At 64.2% G+C, this 20,690-nt stretch carries 20 protein-coding genes; 7 read left to right on the plus strand and 13 right to left on the minus strand.

Translation table 11 applies throughout. The annotated features are described in order from the left end of the window. Positions 1 to 58: 58 nt before the first annotated feature. The 6 genes from ACMGG8_RS10550 to ACMGG8_RS10575 form a co-directional block, all read right to left on the minus strand. Entirely contained in the window at positions 59 to 658 is a 600-nt protein-coding gene (locus ACMGG8_RS10550; protein ID WP_414159557.1) for a hypothetical protein, read from the minus strand. Positions 659 to 666: 8 nt separating this feature from the next. Beyond that, complete coding sequence (locus ACMGG8_RS10555) at positions 667 to 1,257, minus strand: papain-like cysteine protease family protein (protein WP_060840832.1); 591 nt, start codon at positions 1,255 to 1,257, stop codon at positions 667 to 669. A 251-nt stretch (positions 1,258 to 1,508) separates the two neighbouring features. After that, the gene (locus tag ACMGG8_RS10560) at positions 1,509 to 2,351 is read right to left on the minus strand and encodes an alpha/beta fold hydrolase (protein WP_060840831.1); all 843 of its coding nucleotides are present in this window, start codon (positions 2,349 to 2,351) and stop codon (positions 1,509 to 1,511) included. A gap of 80 nt (positions 2,352 to 2,431) precedes the next feature. Next, a complete protein-coding gene (locus ACMGG8_RS10565) occupies positions 2,432 to 2,728 on the minus strand; it encodes a cupin domain-containing protein (protein ID WP_108545298.1) in 297 nt (98 codons plus the stop codon). Between the two features lie 76 nt (positions 2,729 to 2,804). Then, positions 2,805 to 3,089: a putative quinol monooxygenase gene (locus ACMGG8_RS10570; protein WP_414159558.1), complete on the minus strand. Its 285-nt coding sequence runs from the start codon at positions 3,087 to 3,089 to the stop codon at positions 2,805 to 2,807. A 64-nt stretch (positions 3,090 to 3,153) separates the two neighbouring features. Further along, on the minus strand, positions 3,154 to 4,773 hold the full coding sequence (locus ACMGG8_RS10575; RefSeq protein WP_414159559.1) for an FMN-binding glutamate synthase family protein: 1,620 nt from the start codon (positions 4,771 to 4,773) through the stop codon (positions 3,154 to 3,156). A 308-nt stretch (positions 4,774 to 5,081) separates the two neighbouring features. On the opposite strand from ACMGG8_RS10575, the gene ACMGG8_RS10580 reads away from it, so the two are divergent. The 5 genes from ACMGG8_RS10580 (at position 5,082) to ACMGG8_RS10600 (ending at position 8,631) form a co-directional block, all read left to right on the plus strand. After that, positions 5,082 to 5,351 (plus strand): type B 50S ribosomal protein L31, encoded by a 270-nt coding sequence (locus ACMGG8_RS10580; RefSeq protein ID WP_092310928.1) that lies wholly within the window; start codon positions 5,082 to 5,084, stop codon positions 5,349 to 5,351. Between the two features lie 194 nt (positions 5,352 to 5,545). Then, on the plus strand, positions 5,546 to 6,892 hold the full coding sequence (locus ACMGG8_RS10585; protein ID WP_060840826.1) for an HD domain-containing phosphohydrolase: 1,347 nt from the start codon (positions 5,546 to 5,548) through the stop codon (positions 6,890 to 6,892). 99 nt (positions 6,893 to 6,991) lie between these two features. Continuing rightward, the gene (locus tag ACMGG8_RS10590; protein ID WP_414159560.1) at positions 6,992 to 7,426 is read left to right on the plus strand and encodes an NUDIX hydrolase; all 435 of its coding nucleotides are present in this window, start codon (positions 6,992 to 6,994) and stop codon (positions 7,424 to 7,426) included. 27 nt (positions 7,427 to 7,453) lie between these two features. After that, entirely contained in the window at positions 7,454 to 8,092 is a 639-nt protein-coding gene (locus tag ACMGG8_RS10595; protein ID WP_060840824.1) for a LysE family translocator, read from the plus strand. A 29-nt stretch (positions 8,093 to 8,121) separates the two neighbouring features. After that, the gene (locus ACMGG8_RS10600; protein WP_060845173.1) at positions 8,122 to 8,631 is read left to right on the plus strand and encodes a GNAT family N-acetyltransferase; all 510 of its coding nucleotides are present in this window, start codon (positions 8,122 to 8,124) and stop codon (positions 8,629 to 8,631) included. A 45-nt stretch (positions 8,632 to 8,676) separates the two neighbouring features. Here the strand turns inward: ACMGG8_RS10600 and metR are convergent, their stop codons facing one another. Beyond that, positions 8,677 to 9,594 carry a transcriptional regulator MetR gene (gene metR, locus ACMGG8_RS10605; protein WP_414159561.1) on the minus strand — a complete coding sequence of 306 codons (918 nt, stop codon included), beginning with the start codon at positions 9,592 to 9,594 and terminating at the stop codon, positions 8,677 to 8,679. Positions 9,595 to 9,702: 108 nt separating this feature from the next. Here metR and metE point away from each other — a divergent pair, with 108 nt between their 5' ends. Continuing rightward, a complete protein-coding gene (metE, locus tag ACMGG8_RS10610) occupies positions 9,703 to 12,012 on the plus strand; it encodes a 5-methyltetrahydropteroyltriglutamate--homocysteine S-methyltransferase (RefSeq protein WP_060840822.1) in 2,310 nt (769 codons plus the stop codon). Positions 12,013 to 12,168: 156 nt separating this feature from the next. Continuing rightward, the gene (locus ACMGG8_RS10615; RefSeq protein ID WP_414159562.1) at positions 12,169 to 13,203 is read left to right on the plus strand and encodes an alpha/beta fold hydrolase; all 1,035 of its coding nucleotides are present in this window, start codon (positions 12,169 to 12,171) and stop codon (positions 13,201 to 13,203) included. A 50-nt stretch (positions 13,204 to 13,253) separates the two neighbouring features. On the opposite strand, the gene ACMGG8_RS10620 is transcribed toward ACMGG8_RS10615, so the two are convergent. From ACMGG8_RS10620 to ACMGG8_RS10645, 6 genes are read right to left on the minus strand one after another with little or no spacing between them, the layout of a single operon-like run. Next, on the minus strand, positions 13,254 to 14,651 hold the full coding sequence (locus tag ACMGG8_RS10620) for a sigma-54-dependent transcriptional regulator (protein WP_129406408.1): 1,398 nt from the start codon (positions 14,649 to 14,651) through the stop codon (positions 13,254 to 13,256). Then, on the minus strand, positions 14,641 to 16,413 hold the full coding sequence (locus ACMGG8_RS10625) for a sensor histidine kinase (protein ID WP_060840819.1): 1,773 nt from the start codon (positions 16,411 to 16,413) through the stop codon (positions 14,641 to 14,643). Before ACMGG8_RS10625 ends, ACMGG8_RS10620 begins: the two co-directional genes overlap by 11 nt. Further along, the gene (locus tag ACMGG8_RS10630; protein ID WP_060844479.1) at positions 16,410 to 17,537 is read right to left on the minus strand and encodes a GNAT family N-acetyltransferase; all 1,128 of its coding nucleotides are present in this window, start codon (positions 17,535 to 17,537) and stop codon (positions 16,410 to 16,412) included. Before ACMGG8_RS10630 ends, ACMGG8_RS10625 begins: the two co-directional genes overlap by 4 nt. Positions 17,538 to 17,551: 14 nt before the next feature. After that, complete coding sequence (locus tag ACMGG8_RS10635) at positions 17,552 to 18,418, minus strand: alpha/beta hydrolase (RefSeq protein ID WP_060840817.1); 867 nt, start codon at positions 18,416 to 18,418, stop codon at positions 17,552 to 17,554. Beyond that, positions 18,415 to 19,809: an aspartate aminotransferase family protein gene (locus tag ACMGG8_RS10640; RefSeq protein WP_047288922.1), complete on the minus strand. Its 1,395-nt coding sequence runs from the start codon at positions 19,807 to 19,809 to the stop codon at positions 18,415 to 18,417. Before ACMGG8_RS10640 ends, ACMGG8_RS10635 begins: the two co-directional genes overlap by 4 nt. After that, positions 19,802 to 20,497: an HAD-IB family phosphatase gene (locus ACMGG8_RS10645; protein ID WP_060840816.1), complete on the minus strand. Its 696-nt coding sequence runs from the start codon at positions 20,495 to 20,497 to the stop codon at positions 19,802 to 19,804. The genes ACMGG8_RS10640 and ACMGG8_RS10645 overlap by 8 nt, the downstream gene beginning before the upstream one ends. Positions 20,498 to 20,690: the final 193 nt, after the last annotated feature.

Below are 20,690 nucleotides of genomic sequence, written 5' to 3' on the forward strand. Positions count from 1 at the left end.
AAAGCTGAGACACGCCATCCGGCGGCCTGCCAAGGCCGCCGGATTTTTTTTGCCCGGGTCAGCCGCCCAGGGTGCCGCTGCGATCGGCGTCGAAGATGGCCTTGGCCTGCTGTGCCGGGGTCGTCAGCAGGGCCAGCAACGCTGTCTCGCTGTAGAGCTGCCGGTTGGCCAGGGTTTTCGGCGTGGGTTCGATGGGAATCAGCTGATCCTGGTCGCCGCCGTGCAGCCAGATCGCGGTCATTTGCAGGGCCGGGACGAACAGCAAGCGCAGCTCATGGCTTTGGCCCTGCAGCTGGGGAGCCTGCTCGGCAAGTTCCAGGGCACTCACCACGGACGCCGCCAGGGCACCGTGGTTCAGCGCCGAGAAGCCGAGCTTGCCGGCCACCTCGCTCAACTGCGCATCGGCGATCGACACCCCGGCATCGAACACCAGGTAGTGCCAGTCACCGGCCTTGGCCTCGGCCAGCCCTTTGCCCTGGGCCAGGTCCTCCAGGCCCAGGGTGTAGCCGCGAAAGGCCTGGGACAGCTTCAGGTTGCCGGCGCGGGCCTGGGCAAACCCGCGGTTGATGCCGAAACCCTGGGTCTGCAGGGCCGCCTGGAGTGCCGAACGCAGGTGCTGGACGCCATCGACAGGCGCCTTGGGGTAAGTCAGTTGCATGACGCCTCCTAGTTTTTCCGGGTGAAGTAGGTGTGGGTCCAGTAGCCGCCGCCGTTGTAGGAGGCGGGGAAGCTGTTCAGGGCGCGTGTCGAGTAGCCGTAGATCGAGTCCGCCACCAGAAGGTAGCCGCCGTCGCTGCCGTAGATCGTCAGGAAATGCGCGCCGCCGCCGTACCAGGCGCAGCGCAGGCCCACGGGGCGGCCCATGCCCAGCTGGTTGTCGATGGCCGGCATCTGCATCCGGTCTTCGCGCATGCCGCCATAGCAGCGGGTGGTGCGCAGGGCCGAGTCCAGGTAGCCGTAGACGTTGCACGGCCCGGGCTGGCTGCAACAGGAGTGGCGGCCCAGCTCGGCATTGGCCACTGCGCATTGGGTCCAGGACCCGGTGCCGTAATAGTTGCCGACCGAAGCGGACAGGGCGGCCCAGCACCAGTTGCTCTGGGTTTGCGGCTGCACGCTGAAATTCAGCCGGGCAGCGGCCTGGGGCGCCGCTTCGGCGCGGGGATCGACTTCGCTCAGTTGCGGGTCCAGCAGCGTATCGGCCAGGCACTGGGGCAGGGCCTGGAGAGTGCCGCTGGGGGTCAGGTTGCTACTTAACATGTTCATCCTCCATGAATGAAAACCAGCCTCCGGCTGGGTCGCTGTAACGTGTCGGCTACGGTCAGTAGCCGGACCCGGCGAGCTGTTGCTGCGCCGTGCCAGCCTCGATGGCCGGCGCTGACCGGGTCTGTAGACAACCTTAGAGGGTTTATGCGTTTATGCAATTTAATGATGCATAAATGCATTATTGCGCGCATGGATGTCCCCGCTAAGGGGGGCATCCGTGGCCGTAGCCGAAGGCGAGTGCCGGGCTATTTTTCGTCGAGAAAGTGCTCCAGGGCCGCATTGAACAGGCCCGGGTCCTGGAGGAAGGCGAAGTGGCTGACGTTCGGCAGAATCAGCAGTCCGGCGCCGGGAATGGTCGCGGCCATGTACTGGGTGTGCTCGCGCTTGATGGCTTCATCGTGGTCGCCATCGACGATCAGCACCGGCGTTTTGATCCGCGCCAGGTCGGCGTCGCTCCAGTTCGGTTGGCTGGCCCACATGTGGCCGATCTGCTCGACAAAGGCCGGGTACTCCTTGGGTGTCGGTGACAGTCGGGCGTATTCCCGGCCGGCCCGTTCGATGTAGGCGGCGAAGGTCGGGTTGTTCTCCACGCCTTCCTTGACCCCGGAGGTCTGGGTGTTGGCGGCGTAGGCGAAGACCTTGCCGACCCGCTGCGGATAACGCATGGCCAGGTCCAGGCCGAGGATCGCGCCGTCGCTCCAGCCGACGAAGTCGGCGCGAGGGATCTTCAGTTGATCCAGCAGGGCGATCACGTCATCGGCCATCAGGTCGTAGCCGTAGGGCCGGGCATCTCGGGTGCTGCGCCCGTGGCCGCGGCTGTCGACGCTGATCACCGTGTGCCGGGCGGCCAGGGCCTTGGCCTGCAGCCCCCAGTAGTCGGCATTGCCCAGGCCGCCATGCAGCAGCACCACCGGCGAGCCGTGGCCGAGCTTGCTGTAGTAGAGGCGGATGCCGTTGACCTCGGCATACCCGGCTTGCGCCCCGGCCACCGGCGCGGGTGTGGGCGGCAGGGTCTGCCAGCGTTCGCCGGCAAAGGCGCTGTTGAAAGACATCACTAGAGCGATCACTGCAAATAGACGACGAGGCATGGGCTTCTCCGTGCATGGGCCCTCGGGTCGGACCGACCTTGGGGCAGGTGGTTACCGCGGTTGAGTCGATGAGGGACAGGCTAGACGTCGATGATCACCAGGGTGCCGTGGCTGCCGGGCAGTACGCTGTGGGGCTGGCCGGCCTCCACCAGGTACATCTGGCCCGCCAGGACTTCCACGGTGGCCTGGCCAATGCCCAGGCGCAGGCAGCCCTGGGTCACCAGCAGGCCTTCGTTGTAGTCGTGGGTTTCTTCCGGATGGGGCTGCTGGTCCATGCGCAGCACCTTGATGCGGGCCGGGCCGACCTGGCCCACCCGCGTGGAGTGCCAGGGACTCGGCAGCTGGCTGGACAGGTGTTCGAATGACAGCAGGGGCATGGCGGATCTCCGAAAGGTCAGTGAGGCTGGGGGCTGCTTTCGGTGGTCCGGTCAAGCAAGGGCTGGGTCGGGTTTTCTAGAATTCGTCCATCAGTAGCACGCGGCATTCGCGGCGCTGGAAGGCATTGATCTGCGGCACCAGGCGGGTGAAGTGCTCGGTCTGGCAGTGGGTGTCGAGGGCCGCTTGGTCCGGCCACTGTTCGACGAAGATGAAGTGCCCGGGGTCTTTCTGATCGACGAACAGATCGTAGGCGATGCACAGCGGTTCCTGGCGGGTTTTTTCCACCAGTTCGGCGTACCACGGGCGCACGGTGTCCAGGTGTTCGGGGTGGATGAAGTCTTCAGCGATGACCTTGAGCATTGCAATCTTCCTTGGCTGTCGCCCGGCGCTCCCCGGCAACCGGGCAGCGTCGGGCAATAGGGGGTTAAGCCGCGGCTTGGGTATTGGGTTCGAAGCTGTCGGCCCGGGCCAGTTGCCACATGCGCGAGTAGAACTCGCCGTTGACCTCGCCGGTCAGCAGTTCGCCGGGCTTGAGGAACACGTGCAACTGGGAGAACAGCTTGATCTCGGTGGCCGACATGCGCCGCACCAAGTGCTTGGCTTCCAGTTGCGAAGGGTGTTGCAGGCCGGCGGCGGCGAGCATTTCTGCCAGGGCCTTGAGGGTATTGCGGTGGAAACTGTAGACCCGCTGGGCCTTGTCCGGCACCACCAGGGCGCGCTGGCGCAGGTTGTCCTGGGTGGCCACGCCGGTCGGGCACTTGTTGGTGTGGCAGCTTTGCGACTGGATGCAGCCGATGGCGAACATGAAGCCGCGGGCCGAGTTGGCCCAGTCGGCGCCGATGGCCAGCACGCTGGCGATGTCGAAGGCGCTGACGATCTTGCCGCTGGCGCCGAGCTTGATCTTGTCTCGCAGGTTCAGGCCCACCAGGGTGTTGTGGACGAACAGCAGGCCTTCGCGCATCGGTGCGCCGATGTGGTCGGTGAATTCCACCGGTGCCGCGCCGGTGCCGCCTTCCTTGCCGTCGACCACGATGAAGTCCGGAAGGATGCCGGTTTCCAGTATGGCCTTGGCAATGCCCATGAATTCCCACGGGTGGCCCAGGCAGAACTTGAAGCCCACCGGTTTGCCGCCGGACAGCTCACGCAACTGCTGGATGAAGTGCATCATTTCGATCGGGGTGGAAAAGGCACTGTGGCTCGATGGCGAAATGCAGTCCTCGCCCATGCGGATGCCGCGGGTGTCGGCAATTTCCTGGGTCACCTTGTGCTTGGGCAGGATGCCGCCGTGGCCCGGCTTGGCGCCCTGGCTCATCTTGATTTCGATCATCCGCACTTGCGGGTTCTGCGCCTGGGTGGCGAAGCGCTCGGGGTCGAAGCGACCGTCGGCGGTGCGGCAGCCGAAGTAGCCGCTGCCCAGTTCCCAGGTCAGGTCGCCGCCGTGTTCGCGGTGGTAGGGGCTGATGCTGCCTTCACCGGTGTCGTGGGCGAAGTTGCCGAGCTTGGCGCCCTGGTTCAGGGCGCGGATGGCGTTGGCGCTGAGGGAGCCGAAGCTCATCGCCGAGATGTTGAATACCGAGGCCGAATAAGGCTGGGTGCATTGCGGGCCGCCGACTGTCACGCGAAAGCTGCTGGGATCGCTCAGGGGCGCCGGACGCATGGAGTGGCCGATGAACTCGAAGCCCGATTGATAGACGTCGATCAGGGTGCCGAAGGGCTTGTCGGCGCTTTCGTTCTTGGCCCGCGAGTACACCAGCGAGCGCTGGGCGCGGGAAAAGGGCAGGGCGTCGCTGTCGGACTCCAGCAGGTATTGGCGGATCTCCGGACGGATGCCTTCCACCAGGTAACGGATATTGCCCAGGATCGGGTAGTTGCGCCGCACCGCGTGCGGGCTTTGCAGCAGATCGAAGATCCCCAGCAGGCTCAGCAGGCCGGTGACCAGGGTGAATGGCCAGAGCCAGTCGTGTTCGAGAAAGGGCAGGCTGGCGAGGGTGAACATCACGCAGGCGGCAAAGAAGGCGTAGCGGCTCAGAAGGGACAGGCTCATACGGTTTCCTTGGTTCGGACTCATCGGTTCAATCAGGCAGCAGGTGCCTGGGCAACGGGTAATCGACAGCGCCACCGAACGGCTGGGACGGTGAGCTGCGCGGGTATTTCTTATAGGAATTCACGGCTGTGTCAGAGCGTCGCAGGCCAGCATACTGGCCCGCCAGTGCCGTGCGGGCAAGCCTGAATCGGCGGATCAGGGCTGGCGTTAGACCATTGTTGCAGGATCTTATTGCGATAAATTCTCGTTTGAGCTGGGTTTATTGTTACTGTATAACAGTATTTTTACCCCAGCCGCTGGAGACTCCGATGAAACCCAACATCCACCCCGACTATCGCACCGTGCTTTTTCACGACACCGCCGCCGACGTGTTCTTTCTCATCGGCTCCACCGTCGACACCGATCGCACGCACACCCACAGCGACGGCAAGACCTACCCTTACGTGACCCTGGACGTGTCCAGCGCCTCGCACCCGGTGTACACCGGCCAGCAGCGCAAGACCCAGTCCGAAGGCCGTATCGCCGGCTTCAACAAGCGTTTCGCTTCATTCGGCTCCAGCGGCAAAGCGGCCAAGTGAGGACCTGGCCGGCGGGCGTTGCCTGAGGGCGGCGCCTGCTCCTGGCCGCGCTTGGACGCTGGCAACGGATGGATGGCATTAAAAAGCCATCATTGGGCTGGAAATTCTTCTAGTCTTGAATCAGGCGACAGGGATTGCGGTTGCCAGTCCAACTCATCAAGGACATGTGCATCGATGGTGACCCGAGGTGTCTCATGGGTGAACTAAACGTTGCCACAGTCACACGCTTGCCCGGGGTCCTGCTGGTGGATAGCCAGGACACCATTCTGCAACGCCTGCATCAGCTGCTCAGCGCCCATGACTACCGCCTGTTCCTGGCCCACGATGCCGGCGAGGCGTTGCAGGTCATGGCCCGCGAGGAAGTGGACCTGGTGATCAGCGCCGCCCATCTGCCGCAGGTGGACGGCGCGACCCTGCTGGCGCGCATGCACCAGGACTATCCGGCCACCACGCGCATCCTGCTGACCGGTGATCCGGACTTGAAGCTGATCGCCAAGGCCATCAACGAAGGGGAAATCTACCGTTACCTGAGCAAGCCCTGGGATGACCAGGAGTTGCTGCTGACCCTGCGCCAGGCCCTGGACCATCAGCACTCCGAACGCGAGCGCCAGCGCCTGGAAGCCCTGGCCCAGCAGCAGAATCGCGAGCTCAAGGCGGTCAATGCCTTGCTCGAGAAGCGGGTTGCGGCCCGTACCGCCGAGTTGCAGCAAACCGCCGACATGCTCGATCTGGCCTATGAAGAGCTCAAGCACAGTTATGCCACCGGCGCCGAGCTGTTCTCGCTGCTGGTGAACCAGCGTCTGCCCAGCGACAAGCAGACCAATCGCCGGATCATCGAACTGGTGCGCGCCTACTGCAAGGTCCAGGGCATCGACGCCGTGGCCCAGCGCGACCTGGCCATGGCCGCGGCCCTGCACAACATCGGCAAGCTGAGCTGGAGCGACAGCATGATGATCACCCCGGCCGATTTGCTGCATCACCATGAGCGCGAGCGTTATCGGGCCTATCCGGCGCAGAGCGAGTCCCTGCTGATGACCCTGGAACCGGTGCAGGATGCCGCGCGTCTGATCCGTCACCATCAGGAGCACTGGGACGGCACGGGCTTTCCCGATCACCTCAAGGGCGAGGCAATTCCCCTGGGCTCGCGGCTGCTCAAGCTGGCGGTGGATTTTGTCGAACTGCAGTGCGGGCTGATCCTCGAACGCCGCATGAACAGCGACGAGGCCCTGGTGTTCATCCGCAAGTACGCCGGCCGGCTGTACGATCCGCAACTGGTGGAAGGCTTCATCCAGGTGTGTTCGGTGTACCTGAGCGACGTGACCCTGGGCGACCCTTCGGTCAAGGTCCTGAGCACCCGGGAGCTGCAGGCGGGCATGGTGCTGGCGCGCAACCTGAATGCCGACAACGGCATGCTGCTGCTCAACGCCGGCAAGGTGTTGAGCATGCCCCTGGTGGACAAGCTGATCGCCTTTGAAACCATGGAGGGCGGCCGCTACAGCGTGTTCGTCAAACTGCCCCGGGAGCAGCCGGCCCAGGCTTGAGGCGAGCGGCAGCGGGTCGGTCAAGGCGCTGTTGGCGGATGACGAGCGGCCGCCGGGCATGGGATCCTTGCGCCCTCTTGTTCAAGGTTTCGGATGCCCATGTCGCTGTCTTGCGTTGCTGTACCTTCCCTGATTCGTATCGCCGCGGCCCTGTTGATCGGGGCCGACGGCCACACCCTGCTGGTGCGCAAGCGCGGCACGCTGGCCTTCATGCAACCCGGTGGCAAGATCGAGCCCGGCGAGCTGCCGGTGCAGGCCCTGGCCCGGGAGCTGGAGGAGGAGCTGGGGTTGCGCATCGACCCGAGCCAGGCTCGCTACCTGCAGCAGTTTTCCGCGCCGGCGGCGAACGAACCCGGGCATGTGGTGCAGGCCGAAGTCTTTCTGGTCCACATCGATGCACCGGTGCTTGCGGCGGCAGAGATCGAGGAGGTGCGCTGGATCGATCCGGCCGGCGATGGCGATTTATTCCTGGCGCCGTTGACACGGGATCTGATCTTGCCGTTTTATCGCCAGGCCCAGGCGGATCTCGCCTGACCTCCCCCCCGCTCGCCAAGGACTGCCATGATTCCACTCCACGATTTCCTGATCTTCGCTGCCGCGTCGCTGTTGATGGTACTGACCCCCGGGCCGAACATGATCTACCTGATATCCCGTTCGATCTGCCAGGGGCGCAAGGCCGGCGTCACTTCGCTGTTGGGCGTTGTGGCGGGTTTCTTTGTCCACCTGTTCGCGGCCGCCCTGGGGCTGACCGCGGTATTCATGGCGGTGCCCCTGGCCTATGAAGTGCTCAAGTGGGCCGGTGCCCTGTACCTGCTGTGGCTGGCCTGGCAGGCGCTCAAGCCGGGCGCCCGCTCGCCGTTCGAAGCCCAGCAACTGCCGGCGGACTCGCCGCGCAAGCTGGTGACCATGGGGTTCCTGACCAGCGCCCTGAACCCCAAGATCGCCATGTTCTACCTGTCGATCTTTCCCCAGTTCATCAACCCCGAACACGGTTCGGTGTTCTCCCAGAGCCTGATTCTCGGTATGACCCAGATCAGCGTGAGCTTCTCGGTGAACCTGCTGATCGCGCTGTTTGCCGCGGGCATTGCCTCCTGGTTCGCCAACAACCCGACCTGGCTCGCGGTACAGCGCTACTTCATGGGGTTCGTGCTGGCGGGGCTGGCGGTGCGCTTGATGTTCGAACAACGCCGTACCAACTGACTATCACGCCCTGACGATCCCGCATGAGCCTGCAGATCCAGCACCTGACGCCTGACGACGCCGAGCAATACCGGGCCTTGATGCTCGAGGCCTATGAGCGCCATCCCCAGGCGTTCACCTCCAGTGTCAGGGAGCGCGAGAAGCTGCCCCTGGCCTGGTGGGGCGCCCGTCTGGACGGGGAGCTGGACCTGATGCTCGGAGCCTTTGTCCAGGGCCGGCTGGCAGGGATCGTCGGCCTGGCCTTCGAGCTGCGGGAAAAGGCCCGGCACAAGGCGACCCTGTTCGGCCTCTACGTCACCGCCGAGCAACGTGGCAGCGGCTTGGGCCGGCAACTGGTGCAGCAACTGCTGGCCGAGGCGGCGCGCTATGAAGGACTGCGCCTGGTGCAACTGACAGTGACGGCGGGCAATGACCCGGCGCTGTCCTTGTACCGGCGCTGCGGCTTTGTCCAGTTCGGTCTGGAACCCCAGGCGGTGCGCGTGGGGGACGACTATTTCGACAAGATCCATATGTGGCGGGAAGTGCCGGTCGACGCGTGAACCGGGCCGCGGGGCCCGGTCGCTGGCCAGCCGGTGCCTGGCGGATCAGCGTACCGCGCTGACACCGTCCAGGGTCGAGAACGAGGTGTCCTTGGCCGTCAGCAGGAAATCACGCATGTAGGGCGCGTCCAGCATGTCGGCGCGAACCGCGGCGTACAGCGTGGCGAACAGTCCCTTTTCACCCAGGCGCTTGGCCTTCACATAGCCCCGTGAGCTGTATTCATGCAGGGCCCAGTGGGGCATGCCGCACACACCGCGGCCGCTGGCCACCAACTGCATCATCATCACCGTCAGTTCCGAGGTGCGCACCTGCGCCGGCTCGATGTCCGCCGGTTCCAGGAAGCGGGTGAAGATGTCCAGGCGGTCCCGTTCCACCGGGTAGGTGATCAGGGTTTCGTTCAGCAGGTCTTCGGGCACTATGTAGGGCCTGTTCGCCAGGGCGTGCTGGTTGGCCGCGGCGAGCATGGCTTCGTAGGTGAACAGCGGCACATAGGTGATACCGGTCAATTCCACCGGATCGGAGGTCACCACCAGATCCAGGTCACCCCGGGCCAGGGCGGGCAGCGGGGCGAAGGAAAAGCCCGAGGCCAGGTCCAGCTCCACTTCCGGCCAGGCGTCGCGAAACTGATCGATGGTCGGCATCAACCATTGGAAGCAGCTGTGGCATTCGATGGCCATGTGCAAGCGGCCGGCGGTGCCGCCGGCCAGGCGGGCGATGTCCCGTTCGGCGCCGCGCAGCAGGGGCAGGGTCGCGTCCGCCAGTTGCAGCAGGCGCAGGCCGGCGCTGGTGAAGCGCACCGGTTTGGTCTTGCGCACGAACAACGGCATGCCCAGGCGCTCTTCAAGTTCCTTGAACTGATGGGACAGGGCGGACTGGGTCAGGTGCAGGCGTTCGGCGGCTTCAACCAGGCTGTCGGCTTCGCGCAGGGCGTGCAGGGTCTTCAGGTGACGGATTTCGAGCACCAGTTCCTCCATGAGTAAATTTTGTGATCAACACGAAAAGGTTGAGTTTGTCTCATGTTGCTCGGGCTGTCGACAATAGCGCCATCTTTTACAAGGAGGCACTTTCCCATGGCACTGGCCCACACCCTCGGTTTTCCCCGCATCGGCGCTGACCGCGAACTGAAAAAAGCCCTTGAGTCCCACTGGAAGGGCGACCTCGATCAGGCCGCCTTGCAGGGGATTGGTCGCGAGCTGCGGGCCCGGCACTGGCAATTGCAGAAAGACGCCGGCATCGACCTGCTGCCGGTGGGCGATTTCGCCTGGTACGACCAGGTGCTCACCCACTCCCTGACCTTTGGAGTGATTCCCGAGCGCTTCGACAACCTTCGCGATGCCCAGGGCCGCCCGACCCTGGACACCCTGTTCGCCATGGCCCGCGGCGCGTCCAGCGGTTGCTGCGGCGAGCAGGGGCAGGCGCAATACGCCCAGGAACTGACCAAGTGGTTCGACACCAACTACCACTACCTGGTCCCTGAATTCAGCGCCGACCAGGCTTTCCAGCTGAGCTGGGAGCAGTTGTTCGACGAGGTCGAAGAGGCCCATGCCCTGGGGCATCAGGTCAAGCCGGTGATCATCGGCCCCTTGACCTACCTGTGGCTAGGCAAGGCCAAGGGCAACGCCTTCAACAAGCTCGATCTGCTGGAGCGCCTGTTGCCGCTGTACGGCGAGATCCTCAACCGGCTCAAGGCCCAGGGCGTGGAATGGGTGCAGATCGACGAGCCGATCCTGACCCTCGACCTGCCCCAGGAATGGAAAAGCGCCTTCGAGCGGGCTTACCACATCCTTCAGTACTCGCCCTTGAAAAAGCTGGTGGCCACCTACTTCAGCGGCTTGGAAGACAACCTGGGCCTGGCGGTGGGCCTGCCGGTGGACGGTTTGCACATCGACGCGGTGCGGGCCCCGGAACAACTGGGCCAGGTCCTGGACCGGCTGCCGACCTACAAGATTCTTTCGGTGGGGCTGGTCAACGGGCGCAACGTCTGGCGCTGCGAACTGGAGCAGGCCCTGCAACAGCTGCAGGTGGCCCAGGAGCGTTTTGGCGACAACCTTTGGGTCAGCAGTTCCTGCTCCCTGCTGCACAGCCCGGTGGACCTGTCCCGGGAAGATCAGCTGGATGCCGAACTGAAAAGCTGGCTGGCCTTCGCCGTGCAGAAATGTGGCGAGATCTCGGTCCTGCGCGATGCCCTGAACGATCCCCAGGCCCCGGCGGTGCAGGCGGCCCTGGCGCAAAGCCGGGCGGTCCAGGCCAGTCGCGCCCGCTCGCCACGGATTCACAAGCCCCAGGTCCAGGCGCGGGTCGAGGCCATCAGCGCCGCCGACAGCCAGCGTCGCTCGCCCTTTGCCCGACGCATCGAGCAGCAGCGGGCTCGCCTGCAACTGCCGGCCTTTCCCACCACCACCATCGGCTCTTTCCCGCAGACCTCGTCGATCCGCCTGGCGCGCCAGGCCTACAAGCAAGGCAAGCTGTCGCTCAATGACTACACCGACGCCATGCACCGTGAGATCCGTCACGCGGTGGAGATTCAGGAGCGCCTGGGCCTGGACGTGCTGGTCCACGGCGAAGCCGAGCGCAACGACATGGTGGAGTACTTCGCCGAACAGCTGGACGGCTACCTGTTCACCCGTTTCGGCTGGGTCCAGAGCTACGGTTCGCGCTGCGTCAAGCCGGCAATCATCTACGGCGACCTGAGCCGGCCCCGGGCCATGACCGTGGACTGGATCCAGTACGCCCAGAGCCTCACCGACAAGATCATGAAAGGCATGCTCACAGGCCCGGTGACCATGCTCATGTGGTCCTTCCCCCGAGAGGACGTGTCACGCAAGGTCCAGGCCCAGCAGCTGGCCCTGGCCCTGCGCGATGAAGTGCAGGACCTGGAGCGGGCCGGGATCAGGATCGTGCAGATCGACGAGGCAGCGTTCCGCGAAGGCCTGCCCCTGCGCCGGGCGCAATGGCAGGAGTACCTGGATTGGGCGGTGCAGGCCTTCCGCCTGAGCGCCTCCGGGGTGAAGGATGAAACCCAGATCCATACCCACATGTGCTACAGCGAGTTCAACGACGTGATCGACGCCATCGCCGCCATGGATGCTGACGTGATCACCATCGAGACTTCCCGCTCGGACATGGAGTTGCTGCAAGCCTTCGAGGCCTTCGATTACCCCAACGACATCGGCCCGGGGGTGTACGACATCCACTCGCCACGGGTGCCGGATACCGCCGAGATGGTCAAGCTGATCAGCAAGGCCGCCCGGCGCATTCCCGCCGAGCGTCTGTGGGTCAACCCCGACTGTGGCCTCAAGACCCGCGCCTGGCCGGAAACCGAAGCGGCCCTGGTGAACATGGTGGCCGCCGCCCGCCAGCTGCGCAGCCAGCTGGCCTGAGCCCCTGGCCGGCGAAGGCGATCACCGGATCCTCTTCGTCGGCCAGGGATGACCGCTGGGCAATCTTCATCAAACTGTCACGCAACTGTGGCAGCGCGAATCATCGAAGTTCATCAGACTCGCGCTCCACTGGGGTTCTGCGTTTCGGTGTTTTCCATGCGGGCAAGATTGTTTTCCACTGTCATCCTGCTGGCCGGGCTATTGCTCGGCCAGCTGTCCTTTGCGGCCGCGCGCTGCGATGTCAACGTATCCACGCAACGGGTCGACCTGCCACAGGTGAGCCTGGCCTATCAGAGCATTGGCCGGACTTCCGATCCGGCGCTGTTGCTGGTCATGGGGCTGGGCGGGCAATTGATCCACTGGCCGGACGAGGTGGTCATGGCCTTGTGTCAGCAGGGCTTTCGGGTCATTCGCTATGACAATCGCGACGTCGGCCTGTCCACCTGGCGCCAGGCTCCGGCCAGCGCCAACCTGACCTTCGAAGTGCTGCGCTACAAGCTGGGCCTGCCGGTGTCGGCGCCCTACACCCTGACCGACATGGCCGACGATGCCCTGGGGCTGATGAATGCCCTGCACATCGAGCAGTTCCATGTGCTGGGGGCGAGCATGGGCGGGATGATTGCCCAGCACCTGGCGGCCATGGCGCCACAACGGGTCGAGAGCCTGACCCTGATCATGACCAGCTCCGGCGCCGAGGGCCTGCCCGCGCCGAACGCGGCCCTGGTGCAGTTATTGTCCCGGCGCAATGCACCGAACCGCGAAGCGGCCCTGGAGCAGCAGGCGGACCTGCTGGCGGCCCTGGGCAGCCCGAAGGTCGCGGATGATCGTCAGGTTCTGCTGCATCAGGCTGCGTTGTCCTATGACCGGGCGTTCAACCCGCAGGGGGTTCAGCGCCAGATCATGGCGATCCTCGCCGAGCCGAGCCGGGTGGCGCTGCTCAAGCAACTGCGGGTGCCGACCCTGGTGGTGCACGGCACCGCCGATCCGCTGTTGCCGGTGATGCACGGTGTGCACCTGGCGGCGCAGATCCAGGGCAGTCAGTTGAAACTGATCCCGGGCCTGGCCCATCGTTTCCAGGAAGCTTTCAAGGCACCCTTGCTGGCGGCGGTGCTGCCATACCTGCAAAACCATCGCGAAGACACGTCCCACTGGGCCCAGATCGAACCACTGGAAGTGGGTCGCATGCTCTGAGCCAAGCCTCAAACGGCTAGATTTTCGCTTGCAGCTGGTCGCTGTTCGCGTCAGCGAACGATCTTGTCCACCTGAATGCCGAGTTTCTTCAGGCGGTACCAGAAGCTGCGCTCGGAAATGCCGATCATCTGCGCCGCCGCAGCCTGGACGCCATTGCTCTGCTGGAGGGCTGCGAGGATGTAGCTGCGTTCCACCTCCGCCAGGGCTGCATCCAGGTCGCTGGGCACTGGCGCACCGACCCCGGGGAGCGTGCTGCCTTCGACTCCCGCGGGCTGGGTGTCGAACAGATAGCCCGGCAGGTCGCTCTCTTCGATGACCGAGGCGCGGGCCACGATGGTGGCGCGCTCCACGCAGTTCTGCAGTTCGCGAATGTTGCCCGGCCAGTTGTAGCTGGCCATGGCCTGAAGCGCCTGCGGGCTGAAGCCGGTGATGCGCTTGCCCGCGGCGGCGCCCAGGCTGTGGGCGAAGTGGCGGGCCAGCGGGGCGATGTCCTCGACCCGTTCGCGCAGCGCCGGCAAGGGGATCGGGAACACATTGAGGCGGTAGTACAGGTCTTCGCGGAATTCCTTGTTGGCCACCGCTTCCAGCAGGTTCTTGTTGGTCGCGGCAATCACCCGCACATCGACCTTGCGCTCTCGCGGGTCGCCCACCGGCTCGATCACCCGTTCCTGCAGGGCGCGGAGAATCTTGGCCTGCAGGGCCAGGGGCATGTCGCCCACTTCGTCGAGGAACAGGGTGCCCTTGTCGGCCTGCTGAAAGCGCCCGACGCGGTCGGCCACGGCGCCGGTGAAGGCACCCTTGCGATGGCCGAACATCTCGCTTTCCAGCAGGCCCTCGGGAATCGCCGCGCAGTTGACCGCGACAAACGGCTTGTCGGCGCGATTGCCGTGCTTGTGGATGGCCCTGGCGACCATTTCCTTGCCGGTGCCGCTTTCTCCGGTCAGGAGGATGGTGGCATTGCTGTCGCGCACCGAGTCCACCGCCTGCAGCACCTGGCGAAAGGTCGGGCTGTCGCCCACCAGACTGTCGAACTGCTGGTGTTCGTCGAGTTCGGCGCGCATGCGCTGGTTGTCTTTGAGAATGTCGCGAAACTGCAGGGCCTTGCTGACGGTGATGTCCAGCTCGTCGATATCGAACGGCTTGGCGATGTAGTCGTAGGCGCCGTTGCGCATGGACTGCACGGCGTTCTTCACCGTGCTGTAGGCGGTCATCACGATCACTGGCAGGTTCGGGTAGCGCTGCTTGATTTCCCCCAGCAACTGCGGCCCGTCCATGCCCGGCATGCGCCAGTCGCTGATCACCAGGTCGATGTCCTCCTGCTCCAGCACCTTGAGGGCGTGCAGGCCGTTGCTTGCGGTGAACACCTGAATGCCGTCCTGGCTCAGGGCCGAGGACAGCAGGTCGCAGAGTTTCGGTTCGTCGTCGACCACCAGCAGGTTATGCGTCATCACTGTCCTCGTCGTCCTCTTCACCGTTGGCCGGAATGTACAGGCTGAAGGTGGCGCCGGCATCTTTTTCGCTGACGCACTCGATATGGCCGTCATGGCTTTCCATGATCGAGAAGACTTTAGCCAATCCCAGGCCGGTGCCCGAGGCCTTGGTGGTGACGAATGGGGTGAAAATGCGCTCCAGCATGTCCGGCTCGATGCCCTGGCCGGTGTCGCTGACGCTGATGATGGTTTCGTCTTCCTGCTGGGCGATGCCCAGGGTCAGGCGGCCGCCCTCGGGCATGGCGTCGATGGCGTTGAGGATCAGGTTCAGGCAGGCCTGCTTGAGCTGCCGGGCGTCGGCGTGGATGGTCGCGCCGGGGGCCTGGTCATCGATGCGCGCGTCGATGTTGTGGGTCGCCAGTTCCGGGGCGCAGAAGCCCAGCAACTCTTCCAGCAAGGGGCGCGCCGGCTGGGTGGCGCGGATCGGTGCGCTGGGCTTGGCGAAGTCAAGGAACTCGGTGATCAGGTCATTGATCCGGCTGACCTCGCTGATCACGTATTCCAGGTGGCGCTTGTCGTTTTCCGGCAGGTTGGCCCGGCGGTGCAGCAGTTGGGTGGCGGTCTTGATGATGCCCAGGGGATTGCGGATTTCGTGGGCCAGGCCCATGGCCACTTCGCCCAGGGCGTGCAGGCGGTCCCGGCGACGCAACTGGGCTTCCAGGTGCTGCAGTTCGCCGAGACGTTCGGTCATGTGGTTGAAGGTGCTGCTCAGCTCCGCCAGTTCGTCGCCACCGATCACCGGCACCCGTTGCCGGTAGTCGCCGGCAATTACCGCCTGGACGCCCTTGGACAGGCCCCGCAGCGGCCGGGTCAGGCGTTGCGACACCAGCCAGCCGACACACAGCGAGGCCGCCGAGCTGAGGAGAAAGATCAGGATGAACAGGTTGCTCTGGTTGACCAGGCCCACCAGGCTGCTGTGGCGCAGCAATCCGCTGAAAATCACCCCCACCAGGTCGCCGCTGTCATTGAAGATCGGTCGGTACAGGCCGCTGTAGCGGCTGGTGAACTGTTCGGTGGGCTGGCGCGTGGCACGCAGGATGTCTTCGATCTTGTGCGGCACCCGCGGGGGGTGATCCTCGAAGCGCTGGGTGGCGAAAATCTCGGAGAAGTCATCGGCCTTGGCCAGGTACAGGCGCAGGTCCAGGGAGTGCACGTCGGCCACGCTGGTGAGGAAGCTGGCGTCCAGGTAGGTGGCGATCAACAGCTGATAGTCGACGCCGTCCAGCTGGGTCTGGAAGGTCGAGACCACCGCGCCGGTGGCCACACCGCCCACCTGGATCGTCTGCAGCACGGCATTGGAGGCGGTGCTGATCTGCCCCACCACGTCATCGGCGGCGGTGGTGAACATCACTTTGTGGTCGTTCTTGCGAATCAGCGCCACCACGTCGATGCCCATGGAGTCGGCGATGTCGGCGGTGAGCTTGTCGTGCTTGGCCGCATTGCGATCGGTGGGCGGGCGGGTGTAGCGCAGGAACAGTTGGGCGATCCGGGCGTTGTCACGCAGGATCTCGGTGATCTCGTCCTCGACGATCTTGGTCGACTCCTGCAGCCAGATCCGCACGTTGCTGTCGAAGATTTCCGACAGCGTGGTGGCCGCCAGCTCAGCCGCGATCATGGTGGGGATCACACTGACCAGCCAGAAGGCCAGCACCAGCTTGCGCTGCAGGCTCCAGCGGGAGATGGCGAAGGGGCGAGGCGGGCGACGATCTTTTCTGGTCATGTACTTTCGCTTATTGCAGCAGCCATGGCGGGGTCGGAGCGATCCGGGCGAACAAAGCGTTTTATCACTTTGAGCAGGGCATTGAGCAACGGATTGCGGTGGCGGAAAAACAGCATGTTACCGGTGAAGCGGCAACCCAGGCGCAGTTTGCTGGCATAGCCCGCCTGGCCGCACTCGTAGAGCGGAATCCGTTGCTGGATGCAGTAGTCGACATTGGCCAGCCAACTGCGGAAATACAGGTTGTGCTCGCGACTGACATTGAGGTCGTGGGCGAAGAACTTGTCGATCAGCCGATGCTGGTCGATGAGGATCAGGTTGAACGCCACCAACTGCTCGCCGACCCAGTACAGGACGCAGGCGGCGCGATCGCCCAACTGCTCCAGGATCGCCGTGAAGTAGTCCGCCGGCAGGCGTTCGAACTGCAGGTCGCTGCGGTTCAGGGTCGCTTCGTACAGGCGCATGATGTCCGGCAGCACGTCGTCGATCTGCCGCCGCCATTCGATGCGCGGTCCCGGGGCCCGGAGTTTGCGGCGCAGGTCCTTGCGGGTGGATTTGCCCAGGGTGCCCAGGTACGCGTCGATCGAGGCGAAGGGCACGGGCAGCAAGGCGGTGGGCAGGCTGGGCATGGCTTGCAGGCCGGCGGCCAGGCAGCTGTCGGCCCATTGCTGATCGTGGCTGGGGGCGTCCTTGACCGCCAGCAGGCCGATGCCAAAGCTGTCGGCGTCGCGCCGGGCCAGTTTCAGCAGTTCTTCAAGCAAGGCCTGGCGGCGCTGGGGCGGGACATGGCTGGCGGTGCCGGCGTTGCACTGTTCGGCCACCGGCGAACCGATGGCGTACAGGCGCAGTTGCAGAACACCGGGCCACTGGCGCTCCAGGCGCTCGGTAAAGCGTTTGGCCAGTCCCGAAACGGTGGTGTCGAGCCGATACTGGGTGGTGAAGGCCGGTGCCACCGCCACCAGGGTCGAGCCCTCGAAGACCGCCAGGTAGCGCCACTGAAAGTCGGCAATGGCGGCTTTTTCTACGGCCAGGTAGTAATCCCAATCCTCCAGGGCCTCTGGAAAACAGTCATTCCAGGCGCTGCGTTCGATGGCCTGTATGGTTGAAAAGGCTTGGGCGGTAATCACGTCTCTTCCTTAAGTCACGCCAGCTGTCGGTAGTCTTCGCGTTCGGCGGGCTGGGTCACTCGTTGCTGGATGAAGTCGACGCTCAGCTCGATCACCCGCTGGTACTGCAGGTCCACGGTGATCATGTGATAGCAGTTGTCGAGGAGGATCTTGGTCACCGGGCCGCCGAGCTTGCGCTCCACGTAATTGGCGTTCCAGGGGCTGGTGATGTCGTCCTCGCTGGAGTGCAGCACCAGGGCCGGGGTCATGATCGAAGGCATGCGTTTCTTGACCACGGCGTTCATCCGGTGCAACTCGCGCACCGTTACGCCCTCCATGGTCAGGAGCCCGGCATTGCTGCTTTCGCCGGCTTTCATCTGCTTCTCGACGATGGCCCGCAGGCGTTCGTTCTTGATGCCGTAGGGCGGTTTCTCTTCGAAACGGCAGATGTGCACGCCAAAGGGGATCTTCATCAGCAACGGCGTGAGGAACGCCAGCTTGTTGATGCTCCAGCCGTCGTACTTGAGGGTGGTGGAGTACATCAGCAGGCCGCTGATCCGGCCCGGATGCTCGGAGGCCAGGTACATGGACATCACCGCGCCCATGGACAGGCCGCCGACGAACACCTCTTGGTGACGCTGCTGCACGCCGACAAAGGTCTTGCGCACGCCTTCGTACCAGTCCTGCCAGCCGGTGGCCTGCAGGTCGCTGTTGTCCCCGCAGTGCCCGGGCAGGGTCGGAACGTACACGCTGCACGTTCCGTCCTTGGCCAGGCCCTGGGCCACCCGACGGAGTTCCGTCGGGGTGCCGGTCAGGCCGTGGATCAACAAGACCCCGACCGGACCCGTGCCGAGAACGAAGCCGGCGTCGCCTTCGCCCAGATCGATCTCAGCCTGGCTCATCGCTTCATGGCCCGATCCAGCAGGCGGTCCAGCAGTGCGATGCCCAGATCGATTTCCGCGTAGCTGATTTCCAGCGACGGGGCCAGGGTGATGACGTTCTTGTAGTAGCCGCCCACATCGAGGATCAGGCCCAGGCGCTGACCGTTGATTTCGATGTCGCCCTTCATGCCTTCCTCGACCATGAAGTCCAGGGTCGCCTTGTCCGGGGTGAAACCGTCGGTGGTGCAGATTTCGCAGCGCAGGGCCAGGCCCAGACCGTCGACATCGCCGATGATCGGGTAGCGCTTCTGCAGGTCTTGCAGGCCGGCCAGGAAGTACTTGCCCTTTTCCATGACCATCGCGCCGTAGTCGATCTCGCTGGTCATCTTGAACATTTCCAGGCCCACGGCGGTGCCCAGCGGGTTGGAGGCGAAGGTCGAGTGCGTCGAGCCTGGCGGGAACACGCCCGGGTTGATCAGCTCTTCACGGGCCCAGATGCCGCCCAGCGGGTTGAGGCCGTTGGTCAGCGCCTTGCCGAACACGATCACGTCGGGTTTGACGTCGAAGTGCTCGATCGACCACAGCTTGCCGGTGCGGTAGAAGCCCATCTGGATTTCGTCCACCACCAGCAGGATGCCGTGCTGGTCCAGCACATGCTTGAGCTCGCTGTAGAAGTTCATCGGCGGGATCACGTAGCCGCCGGTGCCCTGGATCGGCTCGACGTAGAAGGCGGCGTATTCGCTCTGGCCGACTTTAGGGTCCCACACGCCGTTGTATTCGGTTTCGAACAGACGGGCGAACTGCTGCACGCAGTGGCTGCCGTACTCTTCCTTGGTCATGCCCTTGGGGCCGCGGAAGTGGTACGGGAACGGGATGAACTGCGCGCGCTCGCCGAAGTGGCCGTAGCGGCGACGGTAGCGGTAGCTGGAGGTGATCGACGAGGCACCCAGGGTGCGACCGTGGTAGCCGCCTTCGAAGGCGAACATCAGGCTCTTGCCGTTGGTGGCGTTGCGCACCACTTTCAGCGAGTCCTCGACCGACTGCGAACCGCCGACGTTGAAGTGCACGCGACCGTCGAGGCCGAACTTCTTCTTGGCGTCCACGGCGATCATTTCCGACAGTTCGATCTTGCCTTTGTGCAGGTACTGGCTGGCGATCTGCGGCAGGGTGTCGATCTGTTGCTTGAGGGCGTTGTTCAGGCGCGGGTTGGCGTAGCCGAAGTTCACCGCCGAGTACCACATCTGCAGGTCGAGGTAAGCCTGGTCGCTGGTGTCCCAGACATAGGAGCCTTCGCAGCGGCTGAAAATGCGCGGAGGTTCGATGTAGTGAACGGTATCGCCGTAGGAGCAGTACTTGGCTTCTTTTTCCAGAAGGATCTGGTCTTCGGCGGTCGCGATGCGGATATCAGACATGGTGGAAGAGTTCCTGGGTTTCAAGAGAGAAATTGGTGGCGTTGGCGGCGTTGTTCGGCAGCTTGGCCAGCAACGCCGGCAGTTCGGCGAAGGAGTCGAACCGCGCATGGGGAATCTGGTTGCGTTCGCAGTAGTCGGCCAGGCGGTCCTTGGCGAACACGAAGTCGGCGGTGGAAGCCACGCACATGTCCGACTGGCCGTCGCCGATCACCAGCACGCGTTTGCCCCGCGGGGTGGACTTGCACTTGCAGTTGCCGGAGGCGGCGCGGCAGGCGTCGCTGGCGTAGGGAAAGTCGATGCGCCAGCTGTTGTGGTCGACCTGGCGCAGGCGGTTGGCGAGGATCGGCAGCAGGGTCACGTAGTTGCGTGCCAGGATGCGGGCGATGCCTTGTTCGATGCCGTCGCTGACCACTTCGATGGATGCGCCCAGGCCGATCACGTGATCGACGAAGTCGGGGAAGTCGGGGTCGATTTCGACACTGTCGAAGTAGCCCAGCAGTTCGGCGGGCGAGGCCTTGACCAGGGCCAGTTGGCGGCTGAGGCATTCTCGGGAGCCGATGTGACCGTCCAGCCATTCCTGCTCGATGCCTTCCCAGCTCGGGTCGGCGAAGCGTTGGAGAACGTTATCGATCACGTCGGCGCGGGAGATGGTCCCGTCGAAGTCACATACGATATGCCAGTGCATCATCTGCTGTTACCTGTTGAATAAGAGCGCTGTTTGCGCTTGCGGCAGGGGTAGAGCAGGGACTGTGCCAAGTGGCGAAAACCCAGCAGGGCCGGGGCTCTGGTCGGGCGGGGAGGGGTTTTGTAGTTTTCTGGCTACAATTTTTGTAGCTTGCTACAACCAACATCAGTGCTTGCGTCCGTGGGGCGCTCTGGTG

It is taken from the genome of Pseudomonas sp. BNK-45 (assembly GCF_047456255.1).
Taxonomy (GTDB): Bacteria; Pseudomonadota; Gammaproteobacteria; order Pseudomonadales; family Pseudomonadaceae; genus Aquipseudomonas.

Excerpts from the sequence above, each read along its gene's own strand:
- ACMGG8_RS10550 (WP_414159557.1), bottom strand. The coding sequence starts at position 658 with ATGCAACTGACTTACCCCAAGGCGCCTGTCGATGGCGTCCAGCACCTG.
- ACMGG8_RS10555 (WP_060840832.1), bottom strand. The coding sequence starts at position 1,257 with ATGTTAAGTAGCAACCTGACCCCCAGCGGCACTCTCCAGGCCCTGCCC.
- ACMGG8_RS10560 (WP_060840831.1), bottom strand. The coding sequence starts at position 2,351 with ATGCCTCGTCGTCTATTTGCAGTGATCGCTCTAGTGATGTCTTTCAAC.
- ACMGG8_RS10565 (WP_108545298.1), bottom strand. The coding sequence starts at position 2,728 with ATGCCCCTGCTGTCATTCGAACACCTGTCCAGCCAGCTGCCGAGTCCC.
- ACMGG8_RS10570 (WP_414159558.1), bottom strand. The coding sequence starts at position 3,089 with ATGCTCAAGGTCATCGCTGAAGACTTCATCCACCCCGAACACCTGGAC.
- ACMGG8_RS10575 (WP_414159559.1), bottom strand. The coding sequence starts at position 4,773 with ATGAGCCTGTCCCTTCTGAGCCGCTACGCCTTCTTTGCCGCCTGCGTG.
- ACMGG8_RS10580 (WP_092310928.1), top strand. The coding sequence starts at position 5,082 with ATGAAACCCAACATCCACCCCGACTATCGCACCGTGCTTTTTCACGAC.
- ACMGG8_RS10585 (WP_060840826.1), top strand. The coding sequence starts at position 5,546 with ATGGGTGAACTAAACGTTGCCACAGTCACACGCTTGCCCGGGGTCCTG.
- ACMGG8_RS10590 (WP_414159560.1), top strand. The coding sequence starts at position 6,992 with ATGTCGCTGTCTTGCGTTGCTGTACCTTCCCTGATTCGTATCGCCGCG.
- ACMGG8_RS10595 (WP_060840824.1), top strand. The coding sequence starts at position 7,454 with ATGATTCCACTCCACGATTTCCTGATCTTCGCTGCCGCGTCGCTGTTG.
- metE (WP_060840822.1), top strand. The coding sequence starts at position 9,703 with ATGGCACTGGCCCACACCCTCGGTTTTCCCCGCATCGGCGCTGACCGC.
- ACMGG8_RS10615 (WP_414159562.1), top strand. The coding sequence starts at position 12,169 with ATGCGGGCAAGATTGTTTTCCACTGTCATCCTGCTGGCCGGGCTATTG.
- ACMGG8_RS10620 (WP_129406408.1), bottom strand. The coding sequence starts at position 14,651 with ATGACGCATAACCTGCTGGTGGTCGACGACGAACCGAAACTCTGCGAC.
- ACMGG8_RS10625 (WP_060840819.1), bottom strand. The coding sequence starts at position 16,413 with ATGACCAGAAAAGATCGTCGCCCGCCTCGCCCCTTCGCCATCTCCCGC.
- ACMGG8_RS10635 (WP_060840817.1), bottom strand. The coding sequence starts at position 18,418 with ATGAGCCAGGCTGAGATCGATCTGGGCGAAGGCGACGCCGGCTTCGTT.
- ACMGG8_RS10640 (WP_047288922.1), bottom strand. The coding sequence starts at position 19,809 with ATGTCTGATATCCGCATCGCGACCGCCGAAGACCAGATCCTTCTGGAA.
- ACMGG8_RS10645 (WP_060840816.1), bottom strand. The coding sequence starts at position 20,497 with ATGATGCACTGGCATATCGTATGTGACTTCGACGGGACCATCTCCCGC.